The sequence below is a fragment of the Vibrio caribbeanicus ATCC BAA-2122 genome (assembly GCF_000165125.1).
GTDB lineage: Bacteria > Pseudomonadota > Gammaproteobacteria > Enterobacterales > Vibrionaceae > Vibrio > Vibrio caribbeanicus.
Map to the genome: position 1 here is coordinate 1 of NZ_AEIU01000055.1, position 22411 is coordinate 22411.

Sequence of the window (22411 nt, forward strand, 5' to 3'; positions counted from 1 at the left end):
ATAAGGTAGAATATAAGCGCCTTGGTCATTCAGAGATGATGAATACTCATCTATATCTATAGAATCCGGCAAATGTTGATTAAACAATCTCATCCATAATTTTGTACTTGTTGTATCTAGCGTTGCGGTTAATGATTGGCCTTTCTTTGCGTAAAAAACATAATCATTGTAATCATAACCATTGACTGTCCCTACGTATTCACCACTAGTTGCGCCTTTTTTAAAGCGAATATCTTGTATGGATTTTTCTGCGATCGCAAGGTTCGAAAACACACTGAGGGACAGTGTCAGTATGGCAACGTTGAAGCGAGATAGTAAATTCATATCGATTTCCAATTGATATTAAGATGCATAATTCTAATTTTACCTTGTTTGCAAGGTCATTCTGTCAGGCTCAGTTTATCATTTTGTGGTTACTTGATGGAGCAACATTAAGGAGGTACGAATATCATTAATGAAGTTTATATTAACTAATTAATTTATCTTTTAATTTTTTATTATTTACCTCACATTATCTTGTAAAACCACTGTAATTATTCACAGTTTTATGATGTGTGAAATTACCCGTAAACTATTTCTGATTGACTATTTTTGACAATTATATAATGACATTAAAATCAATATAAATTTAAGAGACAAGGAAATAATTATGACATTACATACAACTCATCAATTATCAAAAGCATCTGTTGGCTTAATGGTTGGAATTTTTTGTTTATTAGTCGGCTATAATAACATTGTTGACTACAATACCAATTTTCAGTTCGTTCAACATGTTCTTAAAATGGATTCAATGCAGCCGTGGTTCCAAGGCGACTTATTAAAAAGTCGTTCAATTAATAGTGAAATACTAATACAACTTTGTTATTGGCTCATTATTGCCGGAGAGTTGATCGCAGGTATTTTTTGCACTGGGGGAGCATTGATTATGCTGAGAAATATGCGTAAATCTCAGTTTGAACTTGGACAATCCTTGTACTTAATTGGCGGGACAGTAGCTTTATTGATTTGGTATTTTGGCTTTGCTGTTATCGGAGCGGAGTGGTTTCAGATGTGGGCGAACAAATGGAATGGCCAAATGAAAGCATACTCGTTTATATGTTTTATTATTCTTACTATGGTGTATGTCGCTACGCCTTCTGCTAAGCCTACATCGAATCAGTAACATCCATGTCTACACTTTTTCCATTTGTGGGGCTATTTTCGCTTGGTTAATCCATTCAATGTATTGAAGTTTAATCTTTAACGCGTCCTTAAGCTCTGTTGTTTTTCTTCTTCAATTGAATAGCTTACAGAGAGTAAACCTTTTTTATGTTTGATTTTAGTAATGTTTACCTTGCCGATATCTTGAGTGGAAAGTACATGAGTACCGCCACATGCAGAATAAGGGAAGTCCCCCCAACTAACAAAGCGAGTTTTGGCTTCGATTTTCTGTTTGCGGGGTAGGTTGTCTAAGATAAGTTTTTCTAAATCAGCTTGGATTTGCTCCTTAGTAACCTCAATGGCTGATGTTGTCGGTTGAAAAACTACTCTTGCTTGATTGGGAAGGTGGCTTCCTTTGATACCAACCAAACCGTATTTTTCTCCAACATATGCGAGAAGGTGACCTGCAGAATGGTAACGTGAGTGAAGATGCCGAATTGTGGGATCGACACTCAGCTTAACTGGCCCCACTGCAATAGCGCGGTCAGTTACGTGTACGAATCCCTGTTCATCGATAAAAGCACCCAGCATAATACTGTCACCAATCATTCCTTGATCACTGGCTTGTCCTCCACCTCTGGGATGAAAAATTGTTGATGATAAGATCACATGAAAAGTTTGGTCATCTTGCTCAGTGCAACTGACCACCTCAGATCCCATCTCTAAGTCATCATGGTAAAAATAGGCTTGCTCGGTCATAAGGTACAACTCACTCTATAAACTTTGTAAAGACTCAACCGTCACGGTTGAGCCACCACATACGATGACTAAGATATTTTTGTATGGCTTAAGATCAATTTTCTTCCCGTACAACAGGGCCAAAGTCGCGCCACATGCTGGCTCTACCAATGTTCTGTGATCATTTAAAAATGCTCGGCATGCGCTAACTGCCTCTTCATCGCTGACGGTAAACGGAATCACTTTACGCTCATTCGAAAGCTCTAACGCTCTTTCACAAACTTTTTTTGCACCTAGCGTTGTAGCAATACCAAGTATCTCATCCAGTTCTACCAGTGTCCCTTTTTGTAAAGCCGATTTGTACGATGCTGTTCCTTCGGTTTCTGCCACAAAAATGGGTGTTTCTGTTAAACCATTACGGTATAAGCCTTCATCCACACCAGCCAATAATCCGCCCCCGCCCACAGAGAGAAGTACGGCATCGGGAGTCATACCACTTGCCACGACTTCATCAATCATTGCTGCGTGTCCGTGCCACAGCAGAGGGTCGTCAAAAGGGTGGATGAAAGCGTCATGCTCGGTACATATCGAAAGGGCATACTGGTTGGCTTCGACCCAAGACCTGCCGTGGGTGACAACACTCGCGCCTTCTAATCCCAGCAAATATTTTGCTCTTTCAGAGGTAGTATTTGGCACCACGACGACAACAGGGATGCTGAGTTTTCTACCTGCATAAGCAACGGCTAATCCAGCGTTACCCCCTGACGATGAAATAAATCGTTTTGCACCCTTCGTCGCGTGATGCTCACATGCATAGCCCACACCACGGATCTTAAAGGATCCTGATGGCTGCATGGCTTCCATCTTTAACCAGACATTGACGTCATTTTTGGAGCCTAGTGTTAGTGATTCGATTAACGGGGTAACGATACTTAAAGTCATGGGTTTTCCTTGCTAATTAGACTAATGCTTGTACTTCAATTTCAACATCAAGACCAAAGGCCAATGCACTGACCGTTGTCGTTCTCGCTGGGAAAGCGTGTTCAAAATAATGTTGATAGGCAGTATTAAATTCTTGAAAATGCCCCATATCAGATAACCAAACCGTTGTCTTCACTATTTTATCCATGGACGATCCACACTCTGCCAACGTGGTAGATATGCGCTCAAAAATCACAGCGACTTGCTGCTCAACAGTTCCATATGCTGGTTCACCTTGTGGTGTCATTGATACTTGCCCAGACAAAAACAGGAACCCATTAGCCTCTACTGCTTTAGAAAGAGGGAAGGGCATGGAGGTTTTGTAGTGTTTCATCTTTTACTCACCTTCATTTTGCGCTTTCAGTTCATCGAGATAGTTGTATACGGTATAGCGAGAAACACCGAGCGCTTTTGCAGCCTTCTCAACACCACCCTTGATAATAAAAATACCGCGCTCTTGCATGCGTTGAACGGCAACTAAGTTGGCTTTTTTGATTGCAGGACGGTTAGAACCCGGATTTTGCTCCATTGCGATATCAATGATCTCTTGCAACAAAGCGTCAATATTGTCTGGAGTTGGTTCACTTATGATGACCTGCTGCTCTTTTTTGAACGTGGGGTTGAGCTCAGATGCAGTCAATTGCTGAATAAGCGCAATCGCCTTATCGATTTGTTGGTAATCCGCATTAATACACAAGGCGGCGAATGGCATGCCTTGAGCATTCCTATAGATTGCAGAACTGCTGCGTAGGGGATTTCCTGCGTTGTCTTGCGTTTCATAATTTAGCACGTAGGTAATTGGCTCAGAGCTAAACTCCATGAGATTTGCAAATGCCGGGTCTCGACGTGCTCCTGAGATCACCGAATCTCCTTTTTTTCTACCAGTGATTGAGGGTGAAGAAATCTCAACCACTGAACATTCGGGATTTCTAAGATCGTGCAGCACAACCTCAATATTGTTAGGAAGGAGGCTACCTACAAGGCGCACTGTTGAAGACAGTATATCGAGCACAATATGCTCATCGATCACTTCTAAACTTGGCATAACATCACTATCCACACTCATTTTTTAAACATAATGTTGAATAAATGAGTTTAAATCAAGCTTTATTAAACATTATGTTGATCTTATGGCGTCGTAGCTTCGTCTTATCCCATGGTGATTTTACTGCTGTGCCTCGATATCTTTGCTGTTGCAACAAGGTTTGGTGATGTTCTCTTCTTACGAAAAAGCAAAACGCATTTATGATAAAAATGTAGGTGATATCTCCTATGAGCGTGTGCCTGCAATGACTCATAGATTTAAGGGTTTGGTAATTCGTTTCTTTTGGTGTGTCTTAAATCCTCTCTCTGTTCGTTACCGTTATCTGAACTAAATATACGTTGGCTCTGTTATGTTGTTGGTTACTATAAAACGCCGTTGCCTCTGTCATCTGATACCTTCACCATGCTGTCTATAGAAAAAGTACACATGTATTCTGTATAAAAAAGCAATATTAAGACCGGTTCTCTTATTTTTATACAGCTATTATTCATAAATTTTATCAACTTTTTTGATTATAGATAAACCTATTGTATTTATCTTAACTATAGAGTGTTTAAATATTTAAAAATAATTTTATTGGTTTTATTATTTATTTAACACTATAAGATTTAGGTCAAGAATATATGAATTATATATTTTTATCATTTCATTTATATAATGTTTAAATCACAATTCAATTTATTTTTATTCTTTAACACTTCCAAAATAATACTATTTATGTACTTTGGTTATCTCAATTAAACCTATAGGGAAATGAACTATGAAATTAAAGTTTTTATTGTTGGCTTCTTTGGTTGCTTGCTCGGGTAGTACTTTTGCGGATTACGTCGATGAGGAAGCGATGAATCGCTTATCATATTGCGCATACGATAGAGTGGATGGCTTTACAAAAGCGATGGAACTCCTGGACTCACGAGGTCGTAGGCTTCCTGAAATAAGACTGATGTTAGCTAATGAGATTTTAGCTCGAACTAATCTTCCAATGGGTGATTCTGGTCCAATGAAGGCAACGGACATTGCTGACGCTGCAATGGTATCCTGTGCACATATAATAATGAACTCTCGAGAAAAGTAGCTTATAAGAATTTTACAGTAGCCGATGCATTGGTTCGGCTATTTTTAATATCTATCAAAGTATGGCTTTTTACAAATATCTTCAGTATAAATGAAAAATCACTCAAATCAGCTTCTTTGAGTATATTCGATAGCGCCTTAAATAATCCCTTATAGTTCACAATCTATCGTCTTTCTAAGTGCAAAGTCCATCTCTATCTTATTAAATAATTCTGCATTTTTATGATAAAGGTATCCAAATGTTTAATGTTCTAAGGTACATTGTATTGTGCGCTTTTTTCATCATCACACAGGCCAATGCGCAGACTCCAATGTCTGAAGCCGCTTTATGGGAAAAAGCGGCTGATGTTCTATTAACGCAAACTGAAATCGATAATTTGAGTTTTGATATTAACCGTCGCTTTGCGCGTTCTGTTCGTTCTGATACTCAAGACTTTTATTCTATTTCTGAAGCCAATCTGCTGGGTTATGGGTTTAACCTTATCTCGGGGCAGCCGACAAGAAATCGCTGTATTCTTAACCGCCAATATCAAACCGTCGATAACTTCAGCCGATACGTTGATGGGCGAATCGTGTCGAGTAAATCTGAGGTGGATGAGTTTTTTTCTTCTGCGCTTTCTATGAATGCAGAAGGACGTTATGGGGGTGTCTCTGCTTCGAGCCGTTTTCAACGTGATGTCTCCAATAGCTTTCAAAATCTGGAACAAAACAATACGGTGGCCTTTATTATTCAGGAGAGAACAAAGAGGCGGATCAGTGATGCCTGGCCCACGATTGACCCAAGAGCACAGACACTTTTGGATACTAATACCGACGTCAGTAAAAGTAACTTTAGAGCTCTTTGCGGTGATGAGTTTATCGACGGGGTGCAATATGGCCGTGAGATCTCTTTGCTACTGCAAATTCAATCCAAAACTCAGCGCAGAGAGGATACGGAAAAAACCGCAGCAGAGATATCTGCAAATTACATGGCGCTCGTCTCTGGAAGCCTAGATCACGAGAGCGTGGAGAAATATCGGCAGTACCAACAAGATTATGATGTGGTGATAAAAGCGTATGTTTCGGGCGAACCAGTTACGCTCTCTGATACCAATCTATTAAATTTTGCTGAGAAATTGAAAGCATTTGAACAGAACTCAGATAAGCACGACAGTATTCTTAGCTATCAAACATCGGCTTACCAAATACCAGAGCAAATGGAATATTGGCAAGCTTTTAAGGACTATCGTCCAGCCAGATCCACAATGATAAAATGGCATCAATTTATGACATTTAAGCATCCAGAACTGTGTCAGTATCGCGATGTGAAATCTTTGTGTTCTCTGACTCGCCAGCATTATCAAGAGATGCGCATGAACTGCGCCAGTACATACCGCTGGAGCCATTGCTTTGAACCAGAGTCGCCACAGTGCTTTCTCTTTTCAGGTCAGCCATGTAACCAGATAGACACCTTGGGTACGCTTCGTTGGCATGATGCCGTTGTGGATTGGGAACAAAGTTATGATGTGATGTTTCCAAAAGAGGCGGTTGAGCTTCATATTATTGGTTACGAGAAAAAACTAGAAAATCGTGAGGTAAAAACCCAGCCGCTTGATTTGAAAATAAACCTAGACGACCCAGACCGATTTAATGGTCAGTTTGTCTGTGATTTGCTGGTGAAAGAAGACAGGGTAGGCATGTGTGGTGTAATGGGTAATGGGAGATTTGGTAAAGTCATTATTGAAAAACTAAGGTACTTGCTCAGAGATTAGACCATACAGGACACAGACCTTTGGTTGGTGTGTCCTGACTGGTTTTGCAGAAGATACCTTAGAGCACATTTTTTATGCGCTCTATTTTACAAGCTTACTAATAGCAATTTTATAGAATCGGGTTTAAGATACTGTTTTTGGGTGTATTCTTTTGGTTTTTGAACCGTGCATCCTGAATTTTATTTCTTTTTAAAAGTAGTAAAGAGAGTTGATATGCCTGATTTAGCAACAAACTTGAATGGCCCATTCTTTATTGGCGATAACCACAGTGATCTATCGAGATTGGCTAAATTGACAGCGACACTGAGCGTGTTAAAGGGCGCGGGCATCCGAGATATTTTCCTAGAAGCTTTTTATCACCAAGACACGGATATGTTAAAAAGAGAGCTGAGTATTGATGACATCAATCAGTATTTGAATAATCGAAACTTCGTTCATCCCACGTCCACCACAGGCCTTCACAACCTCCCGATATTTTATGCCGAGCTACTCAAACGAGCCCGTCAGCTGCAAATGCGAGTACATGGAATTGATTCACCCATGCCAAGCTCGATAGCCAATTTAGGCCCAGGGCAGGGTAAAGCTTTTAAAGTGATTAGGTGGCGCACGGGCACTGCCAATGATGAATGGAAAAACGTCATAACGTCCGTGATGGGGCAATCAAAGCTTTACGCCATTTTTGGTGGTCAAGCACACAGCAAGCCGCTGATAAAACGAATTCCTGAACTGAGTGTATATACGATCTAGTCTAGGTAGTGCTCTGTTGTGTCCTTATTTCATATTGTGTCTCATTCCAAGCAGATGGATTCATAGTTATGCTTGAATCTCTGCACCAAACCTGTTTTTCTGGGGTGAAAAGCGACAATCACTGAGATAAGGATAGTCATGAAGTTTTGTTTGCTGATGTTAACCAGCCTTGCCCTAATCGGATGCAGTTCCGAATCAAACTACCACGGCGAAACAAATTATCAAGCTGGCAAGTTTTATAACCCAGAACAGCAGCCGAATGATGTCGGCCCTTTTGGTGCGATCAATTCCATCTATTTCAACGGCAGTGACTATCCTCTCCCTTCTGAGCCGCTACCAGTTAAGCCGGTATTATTAAACATCATGGAATCAAGTGCTGAACCTTCGTTAGTCAAATTAGGGCACTCTAGCGTGTTACTTCGCCTTGATGAGCAATACATCCTATTTGACCCTATGTTTTCTGAGCGTGCTTCACCTGTGAGTTGGGCTGGGCCTAAACGCTTTACCCCGCCCGCTATCACTATTGATGCTCTACCTAAACTTGATGCCATCGTGATCTCACATAATCATTTTGACCATCTCGATGAGCACACCATCAAGGCTTTGATTAAACGCACCGATCATTACTATGTGCCGCTTGGCGTTAAAGCTCTGATGATTGATTGGGGTGTCCCTGAAGAAAAAGTTACCGAGCTTGGATGGTGGCAAGAGGCACAACTTGGACAGTCGCTTATCGCTGCCACGCCATCTCAACACTTCTCGGGCCGCTCACTGACCGATAAAAATGAAACACTTTGGGTTTCTTGGGTGATCGCGCATGATGATTTGCGTTTATTTTTTAGTGGTGACTCTGGTTATTTCTCGGGTTTTAAAGCCATCGGTGACAAATACGGCCCTTTTGATGTGACCCTGATGGAAAATGGTGCCTACAACAGTTTATGGCAGTTTGTGCACTTATTCCCTAAAGAAACGGTACAAGCCCACCTTGATCTAAAGGGGCACTATTTGGTGCCAATCCATAACGCGACCTTTAACTTGAGTAATCATGCTTGGTTTGAGCCACTAGAGAAGATAGAGCAAGAGGCGCAGCAGCATCAAGTTGAGCTTATCACCCCAATATTCGGCGATGTCATAACGCTAAGCAGTATGGACAATTTTAAGCAGCGTTGGTGGAAGGCGTATTTACCCAGTTCTTCAGCAGTTCAGTAAGTGTGGTTAACGTGATTGGTTTACTTTATGGTTTAGGGGGGCTTCTAGCTTCTCTAGAAACTCTCTTTCTTTTGATCTAGGACAAATTATATTTGGCTGATTTTTGTACAATTTGTGATAGATTAATGGGAGAAAAATATAAGTAAAGTGTCATTTGAAAAATTTTAGATTACTGTATTTATCCGGTATCTACTTCGTAAGCTTATGAACTCCAAATTTATGGAATAGTGTTTAGAATAAATTTTTAGACGTGTCATTTTTGGTAACCTTTATGACGGAATTTTTGTTTAAAGTTATTATCAAATATTGTCTATTATCTTTATTTTTAGTAAATAAGGAATTAAAAGATGAATGAATGGATTGAACGGCAGAGTGATAGAAAACGTAATTCAGATACTGAGCATGATTACTTCTACAGAATAGATCAAAGTCGAGTTGTTAATTCAGTCGCCTTTCGTCGTCTTCAGTCTAAAACTCAGGTACATGGTGTCGGTGAAAGCGATTTTTTTAGAACTCGACTTACCCACTCAATGGAAGTGGCACAAATTGGTAAATCAATTACCCATAGGCTTAATTTTATAGCGGGAAAAAAGGAGTGTGAGAGTGAAAAGTGGATCGCTCCCATTCCTCTGATTGAAGCAATTTGTTTAGCTCATGATTTAGGGCATCCGGCATTCGGTCACAATGGTGAGAGGACTCTAAACTATTTTCTTCATCGAGATGGTGGCTTTGAGGGAAATGGTCAAACATTTCGTATTTTGACCAAACTGGGAGAATATTCAAGTGACTTTGGTTACAACCTCACTCGTAGAACTTTGTTAGGGGTCGTCAAATATCCTGTATTACATCGACAACTGGATCACGTGTATCCATCACCAGAGCAAACGACAGTAATAGATATTAGTAAATGGTCTCCGCCTAAATGTATTCATGACACTGAAAATGAAGCACTCGAATGGGTTCTCAATCCATTTTCAGATAGAGACAAAGAACTATTTACTTCAACAACATTGGTTAAAGGTAAATTAAAATCTCAATTCAAATCTTTTGACACAAGTATTATGGAGTGTGCGGATGATATTGCATATGGAATTCATGATCTCGAAGATGCACTAGTTATGCGCCTTTTACATCGAGATGAAGTATGTGAAAAGCTTACCCATGAATTAGAGGAATTATCAAAACTAGTTACTAAACGCTGGAATAACACCAATAAAAGCTACCTCGCAATGAAGTTAGCGTCGGGTAAGCTAGAGGATACTAAGGCAGCAATCAGTAGTATTATAAATGAGCTTGTTAGAAGTACTACGATTACCAAACAAAAGATGTTTGAAAGCCCACTATTGGATTTTCAATGTACTATGAGTGACGAGCATCTAGATATACTTAAGTCATTTCAAGATTTTGTCTATGAACAAGTGATATCTCAACCGAGTGTTCAAACATTAGAGTTCAAAGGCCAAAAAATAATTACAGATATTTTTATGGCTCTTAAGTCAAAGCCCTATATGCTTTTGCCTAGTATTGTCCAAGAAAAAGTATCGGATGAAATTAGTCTAGAGCGAGTTGTGGCTGACTATATATCTTCTATGACTGATATAGAGGCATGCAAGTTGTACCAAAGGTTATTTACACCTGAACAGGGTTCTGTTTTCGCACCATTAATTTGAGACTAGATTAGTAGTTTTAATATATTTTTTTAGTAGGTATGCATATTAAAATTTTAATAGTTGGTTTTTATTTTTGACTAACACTTTCGAGTGAATTTGTAGATACGTCAGATTTTTATACTGATATCTCTGCGTATACGCAGCGCTGAAAACCTAATTTTTCACCAATACTGTTGACGAAGTATAGCCTATTTAAAGTGGCAAAGAGGTTTATTATTGAGTTTGTTAGAATGCGCCTATATGGCGAGGAGCTTTTTTATTTTTAGGAGAATAGCTATACTATGAGCTTTGAACCAAAACTTACGGGTAAAATACTTGACCCAATACATGGAATTATTCGACTTACAGAAATTGAGATAGCTTTTATTGATAATCCTCTTTTTCAACGGCTTAGGAATATAAAACAGAATACATTTTTGTATAAAGTTTTTCCATCTGCTATGCATAGTCGCTTCGAACATTCACTAGGTGTAATGCATCTATCTTATGAAATTCTTAACAACATGGGGATGAATTCACATCGCTATAAAAAGAAGTATAAAGATGACCTCATTTACACGGGCATAACTAAATTACCTGATAGTGTTATTCAGGAGTTACGATTAGCAGCGTTGTTGCACGATATCGGTCATGGTCCAATGTCTCACCAGTTCGATTCATTTATGTGTTCCAAAGAAGACTTTAAGAAGTTCTTCGGAGATGACTACCCTCAAATATTGGAGCTTATCAAAGATGGAGGCAACGTAGAGCATGAACATATTTCACTTTTATTTATCAAAGCTATTTTTGATAGTCTGAAAGATGAATATAAGAAAGAAATCAATATTGATAATGTTCTCGCCATCATTGAGAAAGATTTCAAGAGTGACGAGGTTTGCTTGGACATAAAGACCAAGGCTGAGACTTTGAGTATACTGCCTCTTTTGACTTCAATAATTTCCTCGTGTCCCATTGACGCAGATCGAATGGACTACCTTCTGAGAGATAGCTATTTTTCAGGCGTAAAATGTGGAATCTATGACCATAACCGACTCTTCATGTCTATGGTTCCTGTTCAATGTGATGGGGCTATTTACCTAGCCTATAAAGAAAGCGGTCTAGACTCCATTGTTGAGTTTATTAACTCTAGAGCGAATTTATTCGGACAAGTCTACTACCACAAGACTAATCGCTCTTTTTCTTGTATGTTGAGCAAAGTGTGTAGTTTAGCAAAGGAAGCTAGCCAAGATACTAGTTTGTTTAAATTCCTGCCGCCTTCAGGTACCGAAAAAAAATCTTATTTAGAGCAAATTTCAGATTTCTATAAAAAAAATTCGGATGATTATTTCTTAAACGCACATTTAGTCAAAGCTATTGAAGGGAACGATGTAGCTGAGAAAGTGATTAACGATATAGTTCATCGAAAGCCATGGCGAAAAGTCTACGAATCAAAGTTGTTTCTCGAAAACGAAAATATAACAGATGTCATTAATAGGGATATAGTCAAACAGTTAGAGTTGACAATCAGTGAAATGATTGAAAGGCAAGGTATTGATGGAACGAGATTTGCTATAGATATTATGACCGACAATGCTTTTAAAGATATCTCAAAGACGGAGATTAAATTATTAAAAAAACAACTTGATGGAAAGTATTCCATTACAGCATTTAAGGACTCAAACGAACAGTTATCAAGATACCAGTCCATAAAATGTTTCATTAGGATATTCGTTCATCACTCTGTTTCTGGTTGTTTTGATGGGGATCTAGTAAGTAAAATAGAAAATTGGAAAGGTGATTTTTTAGGTAAAAATGAATTAATAAAGTCAATATCCGACTAGCTTTATATCTAATAATTGGAAGTCAAGCAACTAGTTTTAGCTTGGCTTTTACTAAATAAAATTTAAGAAATATAAAAATCATTCAGGACACACACCTTTTAGAATAATGGCAAGTCATTTCTTTTGGCGTGTGTCCGGAATTATGCGTCTTAAACTTTGAGTGTCATTGCCTTGATCACCTCTCTAGCAACTAACTCCGAATCACATTGTGTGGTATCTACTAGAATATCGTAAGGTAGAAGCTTCGGTGTTCTTTCATATCCATGCTTTACTTCAGCTAATGTGCGATCTTCACGCGCATTCACACGCTGCTCTATTTTTAAAGGTATGTGTCCTTAATTTTGTTAAATACTTATCTCTAAGAAACTGGGAGTGGCAACTGCTCTAATGCGTACAAATGAAGTTTTTCTTGTATAGCTATGATGGCCTGAGTTCGTTTGGCGCGCGTCCTGCATTATGCATCTATCTTCTTAGTGATCAAATACAGTTAAAATGCATAGGAAAATAAACAAGTTACCTATTGTATGAACCCAAAGAAAAAACTATGATTCAATTCTATCTGAAGTATTGGAAGATATAGTTATGCTAGCTGCTAGAATCTACTTTATTACATTTTTAGCTATCGCCTTTTTAGGTTCATGGACAACAAGTGCCGATCCTGGTTCGGCTTTAGATATGCCGCCACCAATTATAGCTGGCATCTCTTCAGTAGTATTCATTCTTATGGTCATAGCCCTCTTTAACCAAAGTTTAAATGCTAACCTACTTAAAGATTATCAACAAAAAATAATATCTCTTGCTTACTTCACTGTCTCATTCTATTCGTGGGTAGTGCCTATCTATCAATATTGGGATCAAGCTGCATTTTCGATCTGGGGGTGGGGCTTTATAATCCTAATTTTTATTGATTTAGGTGCAAGCCTCACAATCTTAAAAGGAAATAAGAAATGTCACTAGCGAACTTGAAACAGTTCAGCCCCTTATCAACCTTAATCAGTTTGGTCTACAATGAGTTTCAGAATAAGCAGAGCTCAGATAAACTCTATAAGGCCAATGTACCATTGATCAAAATGGCTATAGAGCAGGGTTTTACTCTCAAAGATAAAATGCTTCGAGATTCAGTTGATGCCTTAGAAAGTCTGGCTCCGTTTGGTGCGAGAAGACGTAATTTTGAAAGGCGGTATTTGGTCGACGAAAGATCAATCATGAACCTACCAAATGATCCCGATAAATTATCATATGGCTATTGGTGGTAGCGGCAAATTAGTCCTCTTACCCTAGCAATTAAAACCATCTATAAATTTAAAATGGTTATACATAACTTGTGAAAATAAGTAAGGGCTCATATCGAAATACCAATCTCGAGTTGTTTTGGTGTTTGCCCTTAATTTTACCTTCTTTATCCCTTCCAGAAACTCTCTTTCTTTTACTTAGGACAAACTATATTTAGCTTTTTGAGTTATCCACGGCAAACACCTTTAAGGTATTGGCAAATTCCCCATCAAAGTTTGAAGCTTATTTTGGTATTTTATGAGTATTTAAAGGTATGATCGCCGGCTTTGGTTAAAAGTACTTGTAGTGTGCTTCCCAAATTCTTTCCCCTTTTGGTTTTTGGCTAGAAACCTCAAACGATATATGAGGTTTCTAGCATGTAGAGCCTTAATCGTTAAAATTCGTCTTCAAGAACCTCAAGTTTGGCGTTTGGTGCTGGGTAGGCGGTAATGATGTAACCATCACTGGCGACCACGATAGTGACATTGGTTAAAAGGTAATGGTAACGACCGTACACAAACCTGACAGCAGCATAATCTCTTCGTTGTCCATTTAAACCTCTTCTGGTAGTAATACGAGGATTACTATCAATACTGGTTAAGGCCGCCATAAGCATCCGCGCTAACATCTCTTGGTTGTGGAAACCAAGCCTCATAAAGTCATTTTGGTGACCACCTTCTTTGTTTGTCCATATGTGTCTAAGCCCAAAGGTGGCTCTTCCACCACGCCCATTATCAGTATCAGACAAAACCACAAATCTCTGATTGTTTCCTGGGGCTGCACCATCACGGCCAATTGCCCACGTATTTGCGGCTAGTTCATACGTACCAATACGTGAGCTGACACCACTACTACCAAACGTTCTGATCATATTATGAAAGTCTCGAGAATCGGCTTCTCGGCGATAATACTGTCCTCCAGTTTGCATTCGGGGAGGTAGGCTAACCGCGGTTTCTCTCGGCTTTTTATTGGCTCTTTTTCGTATATTTTGCATACAAAAGCCATCGTCATCTCCGAGTTCTCTGTCGTTGCTGGCGCAAGAACCTGTCAAGACATTATCATTACGCGGTTTACCTATTTTCGTCCGACGTGAAACCGGTTTACTTGGTTTTACATCTGACGCATTGGCAATGATCATTGCACTATTTAGAAAGCCTATTGCGATTTCAGGATTCTGATTAATAAAGTGATCGAGGTGGGAGTCACCCGTATCAACCGATAGTGCAGTACCAGGCGCGCCATGTGTGGAAAGATTGAGGTACTCTTGAACCTCATTAATCACAGCGCCAAGCTCTTCAAGCGTAAGATTACCCATTAGGCCAATGGCTTCATTTTGTTCCGGGGTACATGTCCCTTCATTTGTGTCAGTATTCAAGTTGTCATCACAAGCTAAGACATTCATTGCAGTATAAAACGCATCTGGGTTATCACTGTGTGGCTGCACCTCTATGACCTCATAAACTACATTATCACTATTACCAATGGGTTCAGGCTCTTCAACAATGAGGGGAGGAACATTAGCGATGGGTTGATTGTTCTGAACGCCGCAGATACTTGGTTCTCCTAACATTCTCGCGATTGCCCAAGTGCCAAGACTTTGTACCGCTTGAAGGAAATCTTCAAGACATCGCTTTTGTCGGTGACGCGCGGCTGGGAGTGACAAGGGAATGACTGTTTGCTGAGCTAAAATAAGGTTGTCTACGTCGCTGGCGTAAGGATCTTTTTGAGTTGTACTAGCAATGACGCCAATATGCTTTCCGCTAAAGTATTGATCATTGATGGCCTGCGCACTTGTGCTGTAAAGAAGGTGATAAGAAGACCACTGGTTTTGTGAATATGCATCGGTTCGAAAGTGAATTGGACTACTGAGCAGCGAATCACCCGTAACCGTAACCCCGGTATCAGGAAAATACTCCGCTTTGTTGAGCTCCAAGGATAAGTTTGTTTTTTCAAAGAGCTGCTTTTGTGCTTTATCAGAAAAAACATTCAATGTAACTAGGGCATACCCTTTGCCAATACTTTCGGTGAGATTTAACTTAAAGTCCCAATATTTCATGACGGGGGTACCGGAGCCGGCCGTGTAAAGAAAAGAGTCTAAAAGCTGCGGCGTAGGACCTAGGGCGAGATCACTTGTGCTGTTATATCTCATACGAAGGCGCTGTCCTTTGATTTCGCCGACAAGACCAACGTAACCCCAATTTTTACCTCGGTCAACGGATACCTCTGCATCCGGGTTTGAATCTTCGCCAACAGCCCTTATCATGAAATGAGCACTACTGTCGTCATTGATTTTAATCAGGATTTTGACACGATTAACCAAGTTATTGCCGTACTTTGCTTGAGATACTCGGTCGGTGGTTGTGGTGTGTAAAATACCCTTATCCAACGCTTGATTGATGGCTAGCTCATTGTAAGTAATCTTTTGATATTTAGTGTCACTGCTCGCATCAATTGCGTAGAAATTTCCATGTTTTTCGGTACAAAGACTTTCGCCTGTCGGAATAGTCGGGTCATTGTCTTCGATATTCACTATGTATTCAAAAGCGTCATGGACAACACCAATACTGTTGTCATGGGTGACAGCTAATGTCTTGCCATTATCGAGAAAATATCGCCCCCACATATCGATCTTACCATTGTCATAGAGCACAGAAGATAGGTGTTTAGCCTCTGCTGACTTGAGCAATCTAAAGCCACTTTGACACTGTGCGCCATGAACTTCGACATGACTAGGAGTGATATCAATCACAGCCAATGAGCTGCTGGAATACAACACAGATAGGAATAATACTATTTTGTTTTTACGCATTACCTTTACCTCGTTCATGAGTAAAAATAGAGTTTCAGGAAAATGCCTCTCGTTGATAAAAGTGCTAACAAAATTGATCTTAAAATTATTTAACATCTTAAAATCAGAAGCTTAAGACACATCAAAAAGATTTGGCATTTACCTTACCGATATTGCGCTACATCTAAACAAAGCTGACTTTCATCTTGTTTATGTATGCATTTAGGTGCATTTATTTAGCGCCTATAGTCAGCACTATTTGTTACATCTATGCAACTAATTGATTACAAAAGTGAGCGAGTGAAAGGTTTATCGAACAGTGAAGCACTCTAGAGCTATAAAGTGCCAGATCTAAAAGTTCAGACGGTGGGAAGGGGCAGAGATGGTTTGCATAACGCACAAATAATATTTGTTGTTATAAAAGAAGCGTTGGGAAGCTAGCGCGATGACTGAGATTGCGCTAGCTTGTGAGTTTTATGTACAGATGAAGTGAAGTTAGGTTAAATTCGACGTTTTATTCTTGCATGAAAATAACGCCACACAACCTATCATCTTAATTTCAACGTTAGAGAAGTGTTCGTTTAAAGAGTTGGATAGTGAATCAAGATCATCATTAAAGTTACAAAAAATGCCCTTTTTATTATAAACATCCATTAATTTTTGTGCGAAAAAGTTCTTTTTCACACCTTTTCCTAAAATTGTACTGCCAAACAAAACACCTTCATCATTGAGAAGCGTCTTTAGGTTTTTAAATAGGATGCTTTTTTCTACAAGACTACCCGGTAAACAATGAAGTAAGTAGTTAACGCTAATGGAGTCGAACTTTTCAACTCCCAGATCATGCATATTGAGAACATCGGCCTGATATACTTCTGGCTGAAAATGGCTTATGGCATTTGAAGCTTCACTAAGACTGTTGCTGTTCATATCAAGCAAAGCGATACGCTTTGTTTTCTGGGGCAGATGATTTTTAAGGTAATAGCCAGTTCCGACACCTACATCGAGGTGGTTAGAGGAGACATTATCAAGAAAGTAATTAGAGATATTTCTAGTCGGACACTTCCAAAAGAAATGGTTTGAAACACCTAACACCCAAAAGTCATATATGGATAAAACTTTTTTTGAGTATATGGCTTGCCCTTCTATCGTTGCTCTCTCGCTCATACCAACTTCCATTAACATTTATCTATTGAAATCTCGCAGTAATATACCACACGAGGAGCCCCTCAAGCATGCCTGAAATTTGGCTATTCGCGATAGTAGGCCTTTGTGATTTGTGTGAGTGTGCAACTGGGTTATGAGTAACCAAAGGAAGCCGTAGTTAAGGGCGAGGTATAAAAATAGAGTAAAACTCTAAATGAACTCCATCCCCAAACGATATTGACTTACTATCGGGAAAAACATCTCATATTCGCTACTCGCAAAGCTAAGATCGGGTGTTTCGGTGAAAAAGATCAAAGGCTTTTGACCAAAATCAAGCTCTGTAGAGTCATAGTTCCGCTTTGCTGAGGTCTCATCAGGCTCAATGTCGTACTCCTCGCAGTCTAGATTGGCAAACAATAAATAGTAATCTTCATTGCAATCTTTCATCTTATCTACCGACTTTTAATTTGTATGGAAGGCACTAAAATTACCTAAATTTAACTCGCTATGGATTTCATAAGCATACGAACTTGATTGGGGTAAGTGTGTTTAGTGTTTTAATGTTTGACATAAACCTTGAGCAGTAATAACGCTCTGAATATTGTATCTTGATGTCAGTGGGGTATCTGAGTCAATAGTTACCAATCCGACCTAAAGTCTTGTTAGGGCTTGTATACCATAGAGACCTTATCAATACCTTCACCGAAGAAATTTTTTACTACGTCTGTAGTTTCGAAACCATATTTTTTGAAAAAACCCTCTGTATGCTGAGATGTCGTAATACCGATTGATTTATCAGGATACTCGGATTTTGCTGCGTTGAGTCTATGTTCAAGTAATAATAAACCAGCACCTGTTTTATGGTTTGTTTTTTCAATCATGCCATCCACTAATCTGATTTCTCCATCTCTGAAATAGTAGCCACCACAACCGATAACCTTGCTATCGGAAAGTACAACGAAATACTTTGTTGAATACACTTGGGAACCTAAAAACTCTTCAAATTTTTTTAGCTCATTATCAGCGAAATATTTTCCGATATTACTTTTAAAAATGTTAAGACAAGCATCTTTGTACTGGCTTGTATAGGGAACAACTTTTCTGTCCATGTGATCTCCGTAAACCCTTAATATTATAAATAACAAGTATGTTTTTTTCTGGCTACCTGAGTGCTCATCAACTTATCATAAAAAACTCATTAAAGTTTTATATCCTTAATAATGTCAACATTCAAACTTAACAAACACGAATAATTAAGTACATACACCAATAAAAACCAAAATTTATATATGATATTAATCAATAGAAATGATTTTTCATAAATTTTTTGTTAATGAATTTACGAATAATAATTTAAGAAAAATAAGCTTGTTATTATTAAAATTATGTATGCTAAATAATTTTTTCTGACTGTCTAATAAGTCACTAATTAAAATATTTTGTATATATATCAACCATATATTGCTTAATTCAGTATTGTGAATTTAAAACTGAATTTAAACGTGAAGTAAAGCACTTTTTACTAGGTTTTCTCAGAACTTATTTATTCGCTACTTAATTAAATTCCCCTATTATTCATAAGTGAATTCCATAACTTATTATTGCCCTTGGTTTGCTGTTGCTACAACGTCTTGACTTTTGGAACAATGCCTGAATGAAAAGAAGTCAACCGTAATAAAAATAACACATCTAAAACTGAACCTTATATTAAGTGCTTTAAAGGAATAAACGCTATGACTAAGAATTGTAGGAATAAAACGCCTGACCATTTTCCCTTACATCCTTCTCAGGAAGGTATTTATTTTGAACAGCTAATTAAGCCTGAGTCTCCAGCTTACAATATTGGTGGGTATATCAAAATAAATGGGATATTAGATGTCGACGTTTTTGAGAAAGCGCTTCATCTAGTAATTGATAGTCTTGATGCCTTTGGTCTTCGTTTTGACTGTAATGATTCCATTTCAGAGCAGTGTGTTAAACCAAAAGAAGTTCGGATAAAAGATTTAGATATTGCAGATCTGTCTGGAGAAGAATACCCAGTTAAGCAAGCATTAGAGCAGTTGAATCAGGTATTTTCTGAACCACTTAGTCTTGAATTAGATTGCCTTTATATAAATAAACTCTTTAAAGTTCAGCATGACGAATTTTGGTGGGTATTAAAAGCACACCATATTATTGTTGATGGTTATGGTTATGCACATTTTGCAAGGCTGGTAGCTAAAGCCTATAGCTGCTTACTATATAGAGAATCACTGGACTGGCTGGATGACCTGCCATCTTATCAAGAAGCAACTTTGAATGCTCTGACGTATACGGAGTCAGCTCAGTACCATAAGGATAAAGCGTTTTGGTTCAAACGTTACGAATCTCTACCAGATCCTTTGTTAGATATTCACACGAGCAAACACGGGTTATCAAGGGTTCAGCATCGTAAAATGACACTGCCCAGAGAATTAACACAATTAATCCGGAATGGTTGTAGCGATTTAAACGTTAGTATTCAGCAGATGAGTTTGGCGGCTCTATCCATCTATTATTTCAAGAGTAATGGAGCCAAGCGGTTGTGCTTTGGTATTCCATTACTGAATCGTCATAACCGTCAAGAGAGGCAAACAGTAGGGATGATGACTGACATCATCCCAAGCTTGGTTGAGATTTCAGATGAAGAGCAGGAGATTGGCGGTTTTATTCGCTCGATCTCTGCGCGACAAAAACAAGAGTATCGTCATCGACGCTACCCTTTGACACATCTTAAGAGAGCATTAAACCAGTCTGCAGGCAACAATAGTCTATTCGATGTATTAGTGAATTATGAGCCTTTTGACCTTGAGCTAAAATGGGGTTCTCTAGAGAGCAATTATCATCACTATTCAGCTTTGGAAGACTCAGTCCCTTTACAATTTCGATGGTGTGATTACGGCGACAATGAGTCACTCACTCTAAAAGTGACTTATAAACCTGAATGTTTTAATCAAGATGAAATAGATATACACATAGAACGCCTTCTCTCTGTTTTGAACTATCTTTCTCAAAATCCGAGTTCAGCTATTTCAACCGTACCCATTTTAAGTCCAAAAGAGCAAAGCCTGCTGCAAAATTGGAATGACACCCAACAAGACTTCCCAGACGAGCTGTGCATTCATCAACTGGTTGAAGCTCAAGCTGCTCAGCACCCTGAAGCGACAGCTTTAGTCTTTAATCATGAGAGCCTGAGCTATGGCGAGCTCAATCAGCGTGCCAACCAGGTAGCGCATTATTTATTAGAGCAGGGGGTGCGCCCCGATACCTTAGTAGGCCTCTGCGCTGACCGCAGTTTTGAAATGATGATTGGGCTTTTGGGTATATTAAAAGCGGGAGGCGCCTATGTGCCTTTAGACCCAAGCTACCCAAGTGAGCGTCTTGGTCATATGATCGAAGACAGTGGTGTGGAGTTAATCATCACCCAGCAGCACCTTATCCATGATTTACCTAGAGGCGCGGCACAGGCATCTTACCGTTCCATCGCCTTGGATTGTTCAGAGGTGCAACAGCAACTGAGCAATTATGCCAAAGAGAATATTGACCCAGCGCTGATAGGTTTAACCCCTAAGCACCTGGCATACGTGATTTATACGTCTGGATCAACGGGTAAGCCCAAAGGCGTACTGGTTGAACATAAAGGGTTTATTAACGTCGGCTTTTTTCAAAGTAAAACCTTTGGCATATCAAAAAACAGTCGCGTCTTGCAGTTTGCATCATCTAGCTTTGATGCGGGAGCTTGGGAGTGGGCGATGACGCTGACTCAAGGAGGCTCGCTATATCTATTTCCTAAAACCATTATCATGAGTGCGGAGGATTTATCGAAATCCATCGCTGAGCTTGGTATTACGCATGCGTTGATAACCCCTGCATTGCTGCCACATCTTGATCCATCCCAATGGCGTTCAGTTGATTCTTTAGTTGTAGCAGGTGATCAATGCTCTATACATGAAGCAGAAAGGTGGGCTCAAGGCCGTCAGTTTTTCAATGCTTATGGCCCAACAGAAACCACCATTGTGTGCAGTATCTTTAAATATGATCAGGAGCGTTCAGAGCTGCCTATAGGAAAACCTGTAGAGAATGCAGAGTTCTATATCCTCTCGCCAGAGCAACAGCTTCTGCCTATTGGTGTACCAGGCGAACTCTGTATTGGCGGTGTGGGTTTAGCCCGCGGCTACCTCAATCACCCTGAACTCACTGCTGAAAAGTTTATTGCTCACCCCTTTAGCGATGATCCAGAAGCGCGCTTATATCGCTCCGGAGATTTGGTGCGCTGGTTACCCGATGGCAATCTCGCCTTTTTGGGGCGTTTGGATCATCAGGTCAAAATACGGGGATTTAGGATTGAGTTAGGAGAAATCGAGTCTCAGTTGCTGCTTGAACCGAGCGTGAAAGAGGCGGTCGTCGTAGCTCGTGAAGATCGCGGTGGTGACAAGCGTTTGGTCGCCTATGTCACAGCCTCTGAGACGTCTGAGGATTTGGGCGGAACAGAAGAAACGCTGATGGATTTACTCAGGCAAAGGCTCAAAGCCGTATTGCCTGATCACATGGTGCCCTCGGCTTTTGTGGTGTTGGAGCAGTTGCCATTAACACCCAACGGTAAAGTCGATCGTAAGGCCCTACCTGACCCTACCTATTCGGATACCTCAAAAGATTGTGTGCTGCCAAGCACCGCTTTAGAGACTGAGCTTAGTGTGCTTTGGTCAGATGTTTTGGGTGTAGAGCACATCAGTATCCACGCTAACTTCTTTAGCCTAGGTGGTGATTCTATTAAAGCGATTCAGGTCGCTTCTCGAGGGCAAAAGCAAGGGTTACCACTCACCACTAAGCAGTTGTTTCAGTATCAGACCATTGCTGAACTTGCCCTGCATCTAGATATCGATGCGAAAACTGCTCAGATCCCGCAGTCGCCGGTCGAAGGTGTGCAATCTTTACTGCCCATTCAGCATCACTTTCTGAGCACTCAGCCCGTTGAGGCCAGTCAACACTTTAACCAGGCAATCCGTTTTGAG

Annotated in this window: 20 protein-coding genes; 10 read left to right on the forward strand and 10 right to left on the reverse strand. The window is 39.6% G+C overall.

Annotation, left to right across the window (positions count from 1 at the left end):
- A partial coding sequence (locus RH40_RS05290; protein ID WP_009600355.1) for a hypothetical protein occupies positions 1 to 324 on the reverse strand: 324 nt, incomplete at its 3' end.
- Positions 325 to 649: 325 nt separating this feature from the next.
- Between RH40_RS05290 and RH40_RS05295 the strand changes: the two genes are divergently transcribed.
- The gene (locus RH40_RS05295; protein WP_009600356.1) at positions 650 to 1165 is read left to right on the forward strand and encodes a DUF2165 family protein; all 516 of its coding nucleotides are present in this window, start codon (positions 650 to 652) and stop codon (positions 1163 to 1165) included.
- A gap of 77 nt (positions 1166 to 1242) precedes the next feature.
- Here RH40_RS05295 and RH40_RS05300 read toward each other — a convergent pair whose 3' ends face one another.
- The 4 genes from RH40_RS05300 to RH40_RS05315 are packed head-to-tail and all read right to left on the reverse strand — an operon-like array spanning position 1243 to position 3928.
- Positions 1243 to 1902, reverse strand: coding sequence for an alanyl-tRNA editing protein (locus RH40_RS05300; protein WP_009600357.1), 660 nt, complete (start codon positions 1900 to 1902; stop codon positions 1243 to 1245).
- A 15-nt stretch (positions 1903 to 1917) separates the two neighbouring features.
- Complete coding sequence (locus RH40_RS05305; protein ID WP_009600358.1) at positions 1918 to 2823, reverse strand: pyridoxal-phosphate dependent enzyme; 906 nt, start codon at positions 2821 to 2823, stop codon at positions 1918 to 1920.
- 16 nt (positions 2824 to 2839) lie between these two features.
- Complete coding sequence (locus tag RH40_RS05310; RefSeq protein WP_009600359.1) at positions 2840 to 3196, reverse strand: RidA family protein; 357 nt, start codon at positions 3194 to 3196, stop codon at positions 2840 to 2842.
- Positions 3197 to 3199: 3 nt separating this feature from the next.
- Positions 3200 to 3928, reverse strand: coding sequence for a helix-turn-helix transcriptional regulator (locus RH40_RS05315; RefSeq protein WP_139056853.1), 729 nt, complete (start codon positions 3926 to 3928; stop codon positions 3200 to 3202).
- 739 nt (positions 3929 to 4667) lie between these two features.
- Between RH40_RS05315 and RH40_RS05320 the strand changes: the two genes are divergently transcribed.
- From RH40_RS05320 to RH40_RS05345, 6 genes are all read left to right on the forward strand, one after another.
- On the forward strand, positions 4668 to 4982 hold the full coding sequence (locus RH40_RS05320; RefSeq protein WP_009600362.1) for a hypothetical protein: 315 nt from the start codon (positions 4668 to 4670) through the stop codon (positions 4980 to 4982).
- Positions 4983 to 5220: 238 nt separating this feature from the next.
- A complete protein-coding gene (locus tag RH40_RS05325; RefSeq protein ID WP_039954280.1) occupies positions 5221 to 6732 on the forward strand; it encodes a hypothetical protein in 1512 nt (503 codons plus the stop codon).
- A gap of 213 nt (positions 6733 to 6945) precedes the next feature.
- A complete protein-coding gene (locus RH40_RS05330; protein WP_009600364.1) occupies positions 6946 to 7479 on the forward strand; it encodes a TraB/GumN family protein in 534 nt (177 codons plus the stop codon).
- Between the two features lie 138 nt (positions 7480 to 7617).
- On the forward strand, positions 7618 to 8688 hold the full coding sequence (locus RH40_RS05335) for an MBL fold metallo-hydrolase (RefSeq protein WP_009600365.1): 1071 nt from the start codon (positions 7618 to 7620) through the stop codon (positions 8686 to 8688).
- A 347-nt stretch (positions 8689 to 9035) separates the two neighbouring features.
- Complete coding sequence (locus tag RH40_RS05340) at positions 9036 to 10358, forward strand: anti-phage deoxyguanosine triphosphatase (RefSeq protein ID WP_009600366.1); 1323 nt, start codon at positions 9036 to 9038, stop codon at positions 10356 to 10358.
- Between the two features lie 281 nt (positions 10359 to 10639).
- Positions 10640 to 12178, forward strand: a complete 1539-nt coding sequence (locus tag RH40_RS05345; RefSeq protein ID WP_009600367.1) for an HD domain-containing protein — start codon at positions 10640 to 10642, stop codon at positions 12176 to 12178.
- 149 nt (positions 12179 to 12327) lie between these two features.
- Here RH40_RS05345 and RH40_RS20265 read toward each other — a convergent pair whose 3' ends face one another.
- A complete protein-coding gene (locus tag RH40_RS20265; protein ID WP_241209867.1) occupies positions 12328 to 12483 on the reverse strand; it encodes a hypothetical protein in 156 nt (51 codons plus the stop codon).
- Positions 12484 to 12760: 277 nt separating this feature from the next.
- Here RH40_RS20265 and RH40_RS05350 point away from each other — a divergent pair, with 277 nt between their 5' ends.
- Positions 12761 to 13135, forward strand: coding sequence for a hypothetical protein (locus tag RH40_RS05350; RefSeq protein ID WP_009600368.1), 375 nt, complete (start codon positions 12761 to 12763; stop codon positions 13133 to 13135).
- A complete protein-coding gene (locus RH40_RS05355; protein ID WP_009600369.1) occupies positions 13126 to 13434 on the forward strand; it encodes a hypothetical protein in 309 nt (102 codons plus the stop codon). The genes RH40_RS05350 and RH40_RS05355 overlap by 10 nt, the downstream gene beginning before the upstream one ends.
- A gap of 410 nt (positions 13435 to 13844) precedes the next feature.
- Here the strand turns inward: RH40_RS05355 and RH40_RS05360 are convergent, their stop codons facing one another.
- The 4 genes from RH40_RS05360 to RH40_RS05375 form a co-directional block, all read right to left on the reverse strand.
- A complete protein-coding gene (locus RH40_RS05360; RefSeq protein WP_009600370.1) occupies positions 13845 to 16259 on the reverse strand; it encodes a hypothetical protein in 2415 nt (804 codons plus the stop codon).
- A 474-nt stretch (positions 16260 to 16733) separates the two neighbouring features.
- Positions 16734 to 17402 carry a class I SAM-dependent methyltransferase gene (locus tag RH40_RS05365; protein ID WP_039954286.1) on the reverse strand — a complete coding sequence of 223 codons (669 nt, stop codon included), beginning with the start codon at positions 17400 to 17402 and terminating at the stop codon, positions 16734 to 16736.
- Between the two features lie 189 nt (positions 17403 to 17591).
- The gene (locus RH40_RS05370; protein ID WP_009600372.1) at positions 17592 to 17828 is read right to left on the reverse strand and encodes a hypothetical protein; all 237 of its coding nucleotides are present in this window, start codon (positions 17826 to 17828) and stop codon (positions 17592 to 17594) included.
- A gap of 215 nt (positions 17829 to 18043) precedes the next feature.
- Positions 18044 to 18490 (reverse strand): GNAT family N-acetyltransferase, encoded by a 447-nt coding sequence (locus tag RH40_RS05375; protein WP_009600373.1) that lies wholly within the window; start codon positions 18488 to 18490, stop codon positions 18044 to 18046.
- A 624-nt stretch (positions 18491 to 19114) separates the two neighbouring features.
- Between RH40_RS05375 and RH40_RS20030 the strand changes: the two genes are divergently transcribed.
- On the forward strand, positions 19115 to 22411 hold a 3297-nt coding region (locus RH40_RS20030; protein WP_009600374.1), incomplete at its 3' end, for a non-ribosomal peptide synthetase.

Bases quoted from the DNA above. Each gene is read 5' to 3' on its own strand.
- RH40_RS05295 (WP_009600356.1), top strand. From the start codon at position 650: ATGACATTACATACAACTCATCAATTATCAAAAGCATCTGTTGGCTTA.
- RH40_RS05325 (WP_039954280.1), top strand. From the start codon at position 5,221: ATGTTTAATGTTCTAAGGTACATTGTATTGTGCGCTTTTTTCATCATC.
- RH40_RS05365 (WP_039954286.1), bottom strand. From the start codon at position 17,402: ATGAGCGAGAGAGCAACGATAGAAGGGCAAGCCATATACTCAAAAAAA.
- RH40_RS05335 (WP_009600365.1), top strand. From the start codon at position 7,618: ATGAAGTTTTGTTTGCTGATGTTAACCAGCCTTGCCCTAATCGGATGC.
- RH40_RS05305 (WP_009600358.1), bottom strand. From the start codon at position 2,823: ATGACTTTAAGTATCGTTACCCCGTTAATCGAATCACTAACACTAGGC.
- RH40_RS05315 (WP_139056853.1), bottom strand. From the start codon at position 3,928: ATGAGTGTGGATAGTGATGTTATGCCAAGTTTAGAAGTGATCGATGAG.
- RH40_RS05345 (WP_009600367.1), top strand. From the start codon at position 10,640: ATGAGCTTTGAACCAAAACTTACGGGTAAAATACTTGACCCAATACAT.
- RH40_RS05330 (WP_009600364.1), top strand. From the start codon at position 6,946: ATGCCTGATTTAGCAACAAACTTGAATGGCCCATTCTTTATTGGCGAT.
- RH40_RS05355 (WP_009600369.1), top strand. From the start codon at position 13,126: ATGTCACTAGCGAACTTGAAACAGTTCAGCCCCTTATCAACCTTAATC.
- RH40_RS05340 (WP_009600366.1), top strand. From the start codon at position 9,036: ATGAATGAATGGATTGAACGGCAGAGTGATAGAAAACGTAATTCAGAT.
- RH40_RS05350 (WP_009600368.1), top strand. From the start codon at position 12,761: ATGCTAGCTGCTAGAATCTACTTTATTACATTTTTAGCTATCGCCTTT.
- RH40_RS05375 (WP_009600373.1), bottom strand. From the start codon at position 18,490: ATGGACAGAAAAGTTGTTCCCTATACAAGCCAGTACAAAGATGCTTGT.
- RH40_RS05300 (WP_009600357.1), bottom strand. From the start codon at position 1,902: ATGACCGAGCAAGCCTATTTTTACCATGATGACTTAGAGATGGGATCT.
- RH40_RS05310 (WP_009600359.1), bottom strand. From the start codon at position 3,196: ATGAAACACTACAAAACCTCCATGCCCTTCCCTCTTTCTAAAGCAGTA.
- RH40_RS05320 (WP_009600362.1), top strand. From the start codon at position 4,668: ATGAAATTAAAGTTTTTATTGTTGGCTTCTTTGGTTGCTTGCTCGGGT.
- RH40_RS05370 (WP_009600372.1), bottom strand. From the start codon at position 17,828: ATGAAAGATTGCAATGAAGATTACTATTTATTGTTTGCCAATCTAGAC.
- RH40_RS05360 (WP_009600370.1), bottom strand. From the start codon at position 16,259: ATGCGTAAAAACAAAATAGTATTATTCCTATCTGTGTTGTATTCCAGC.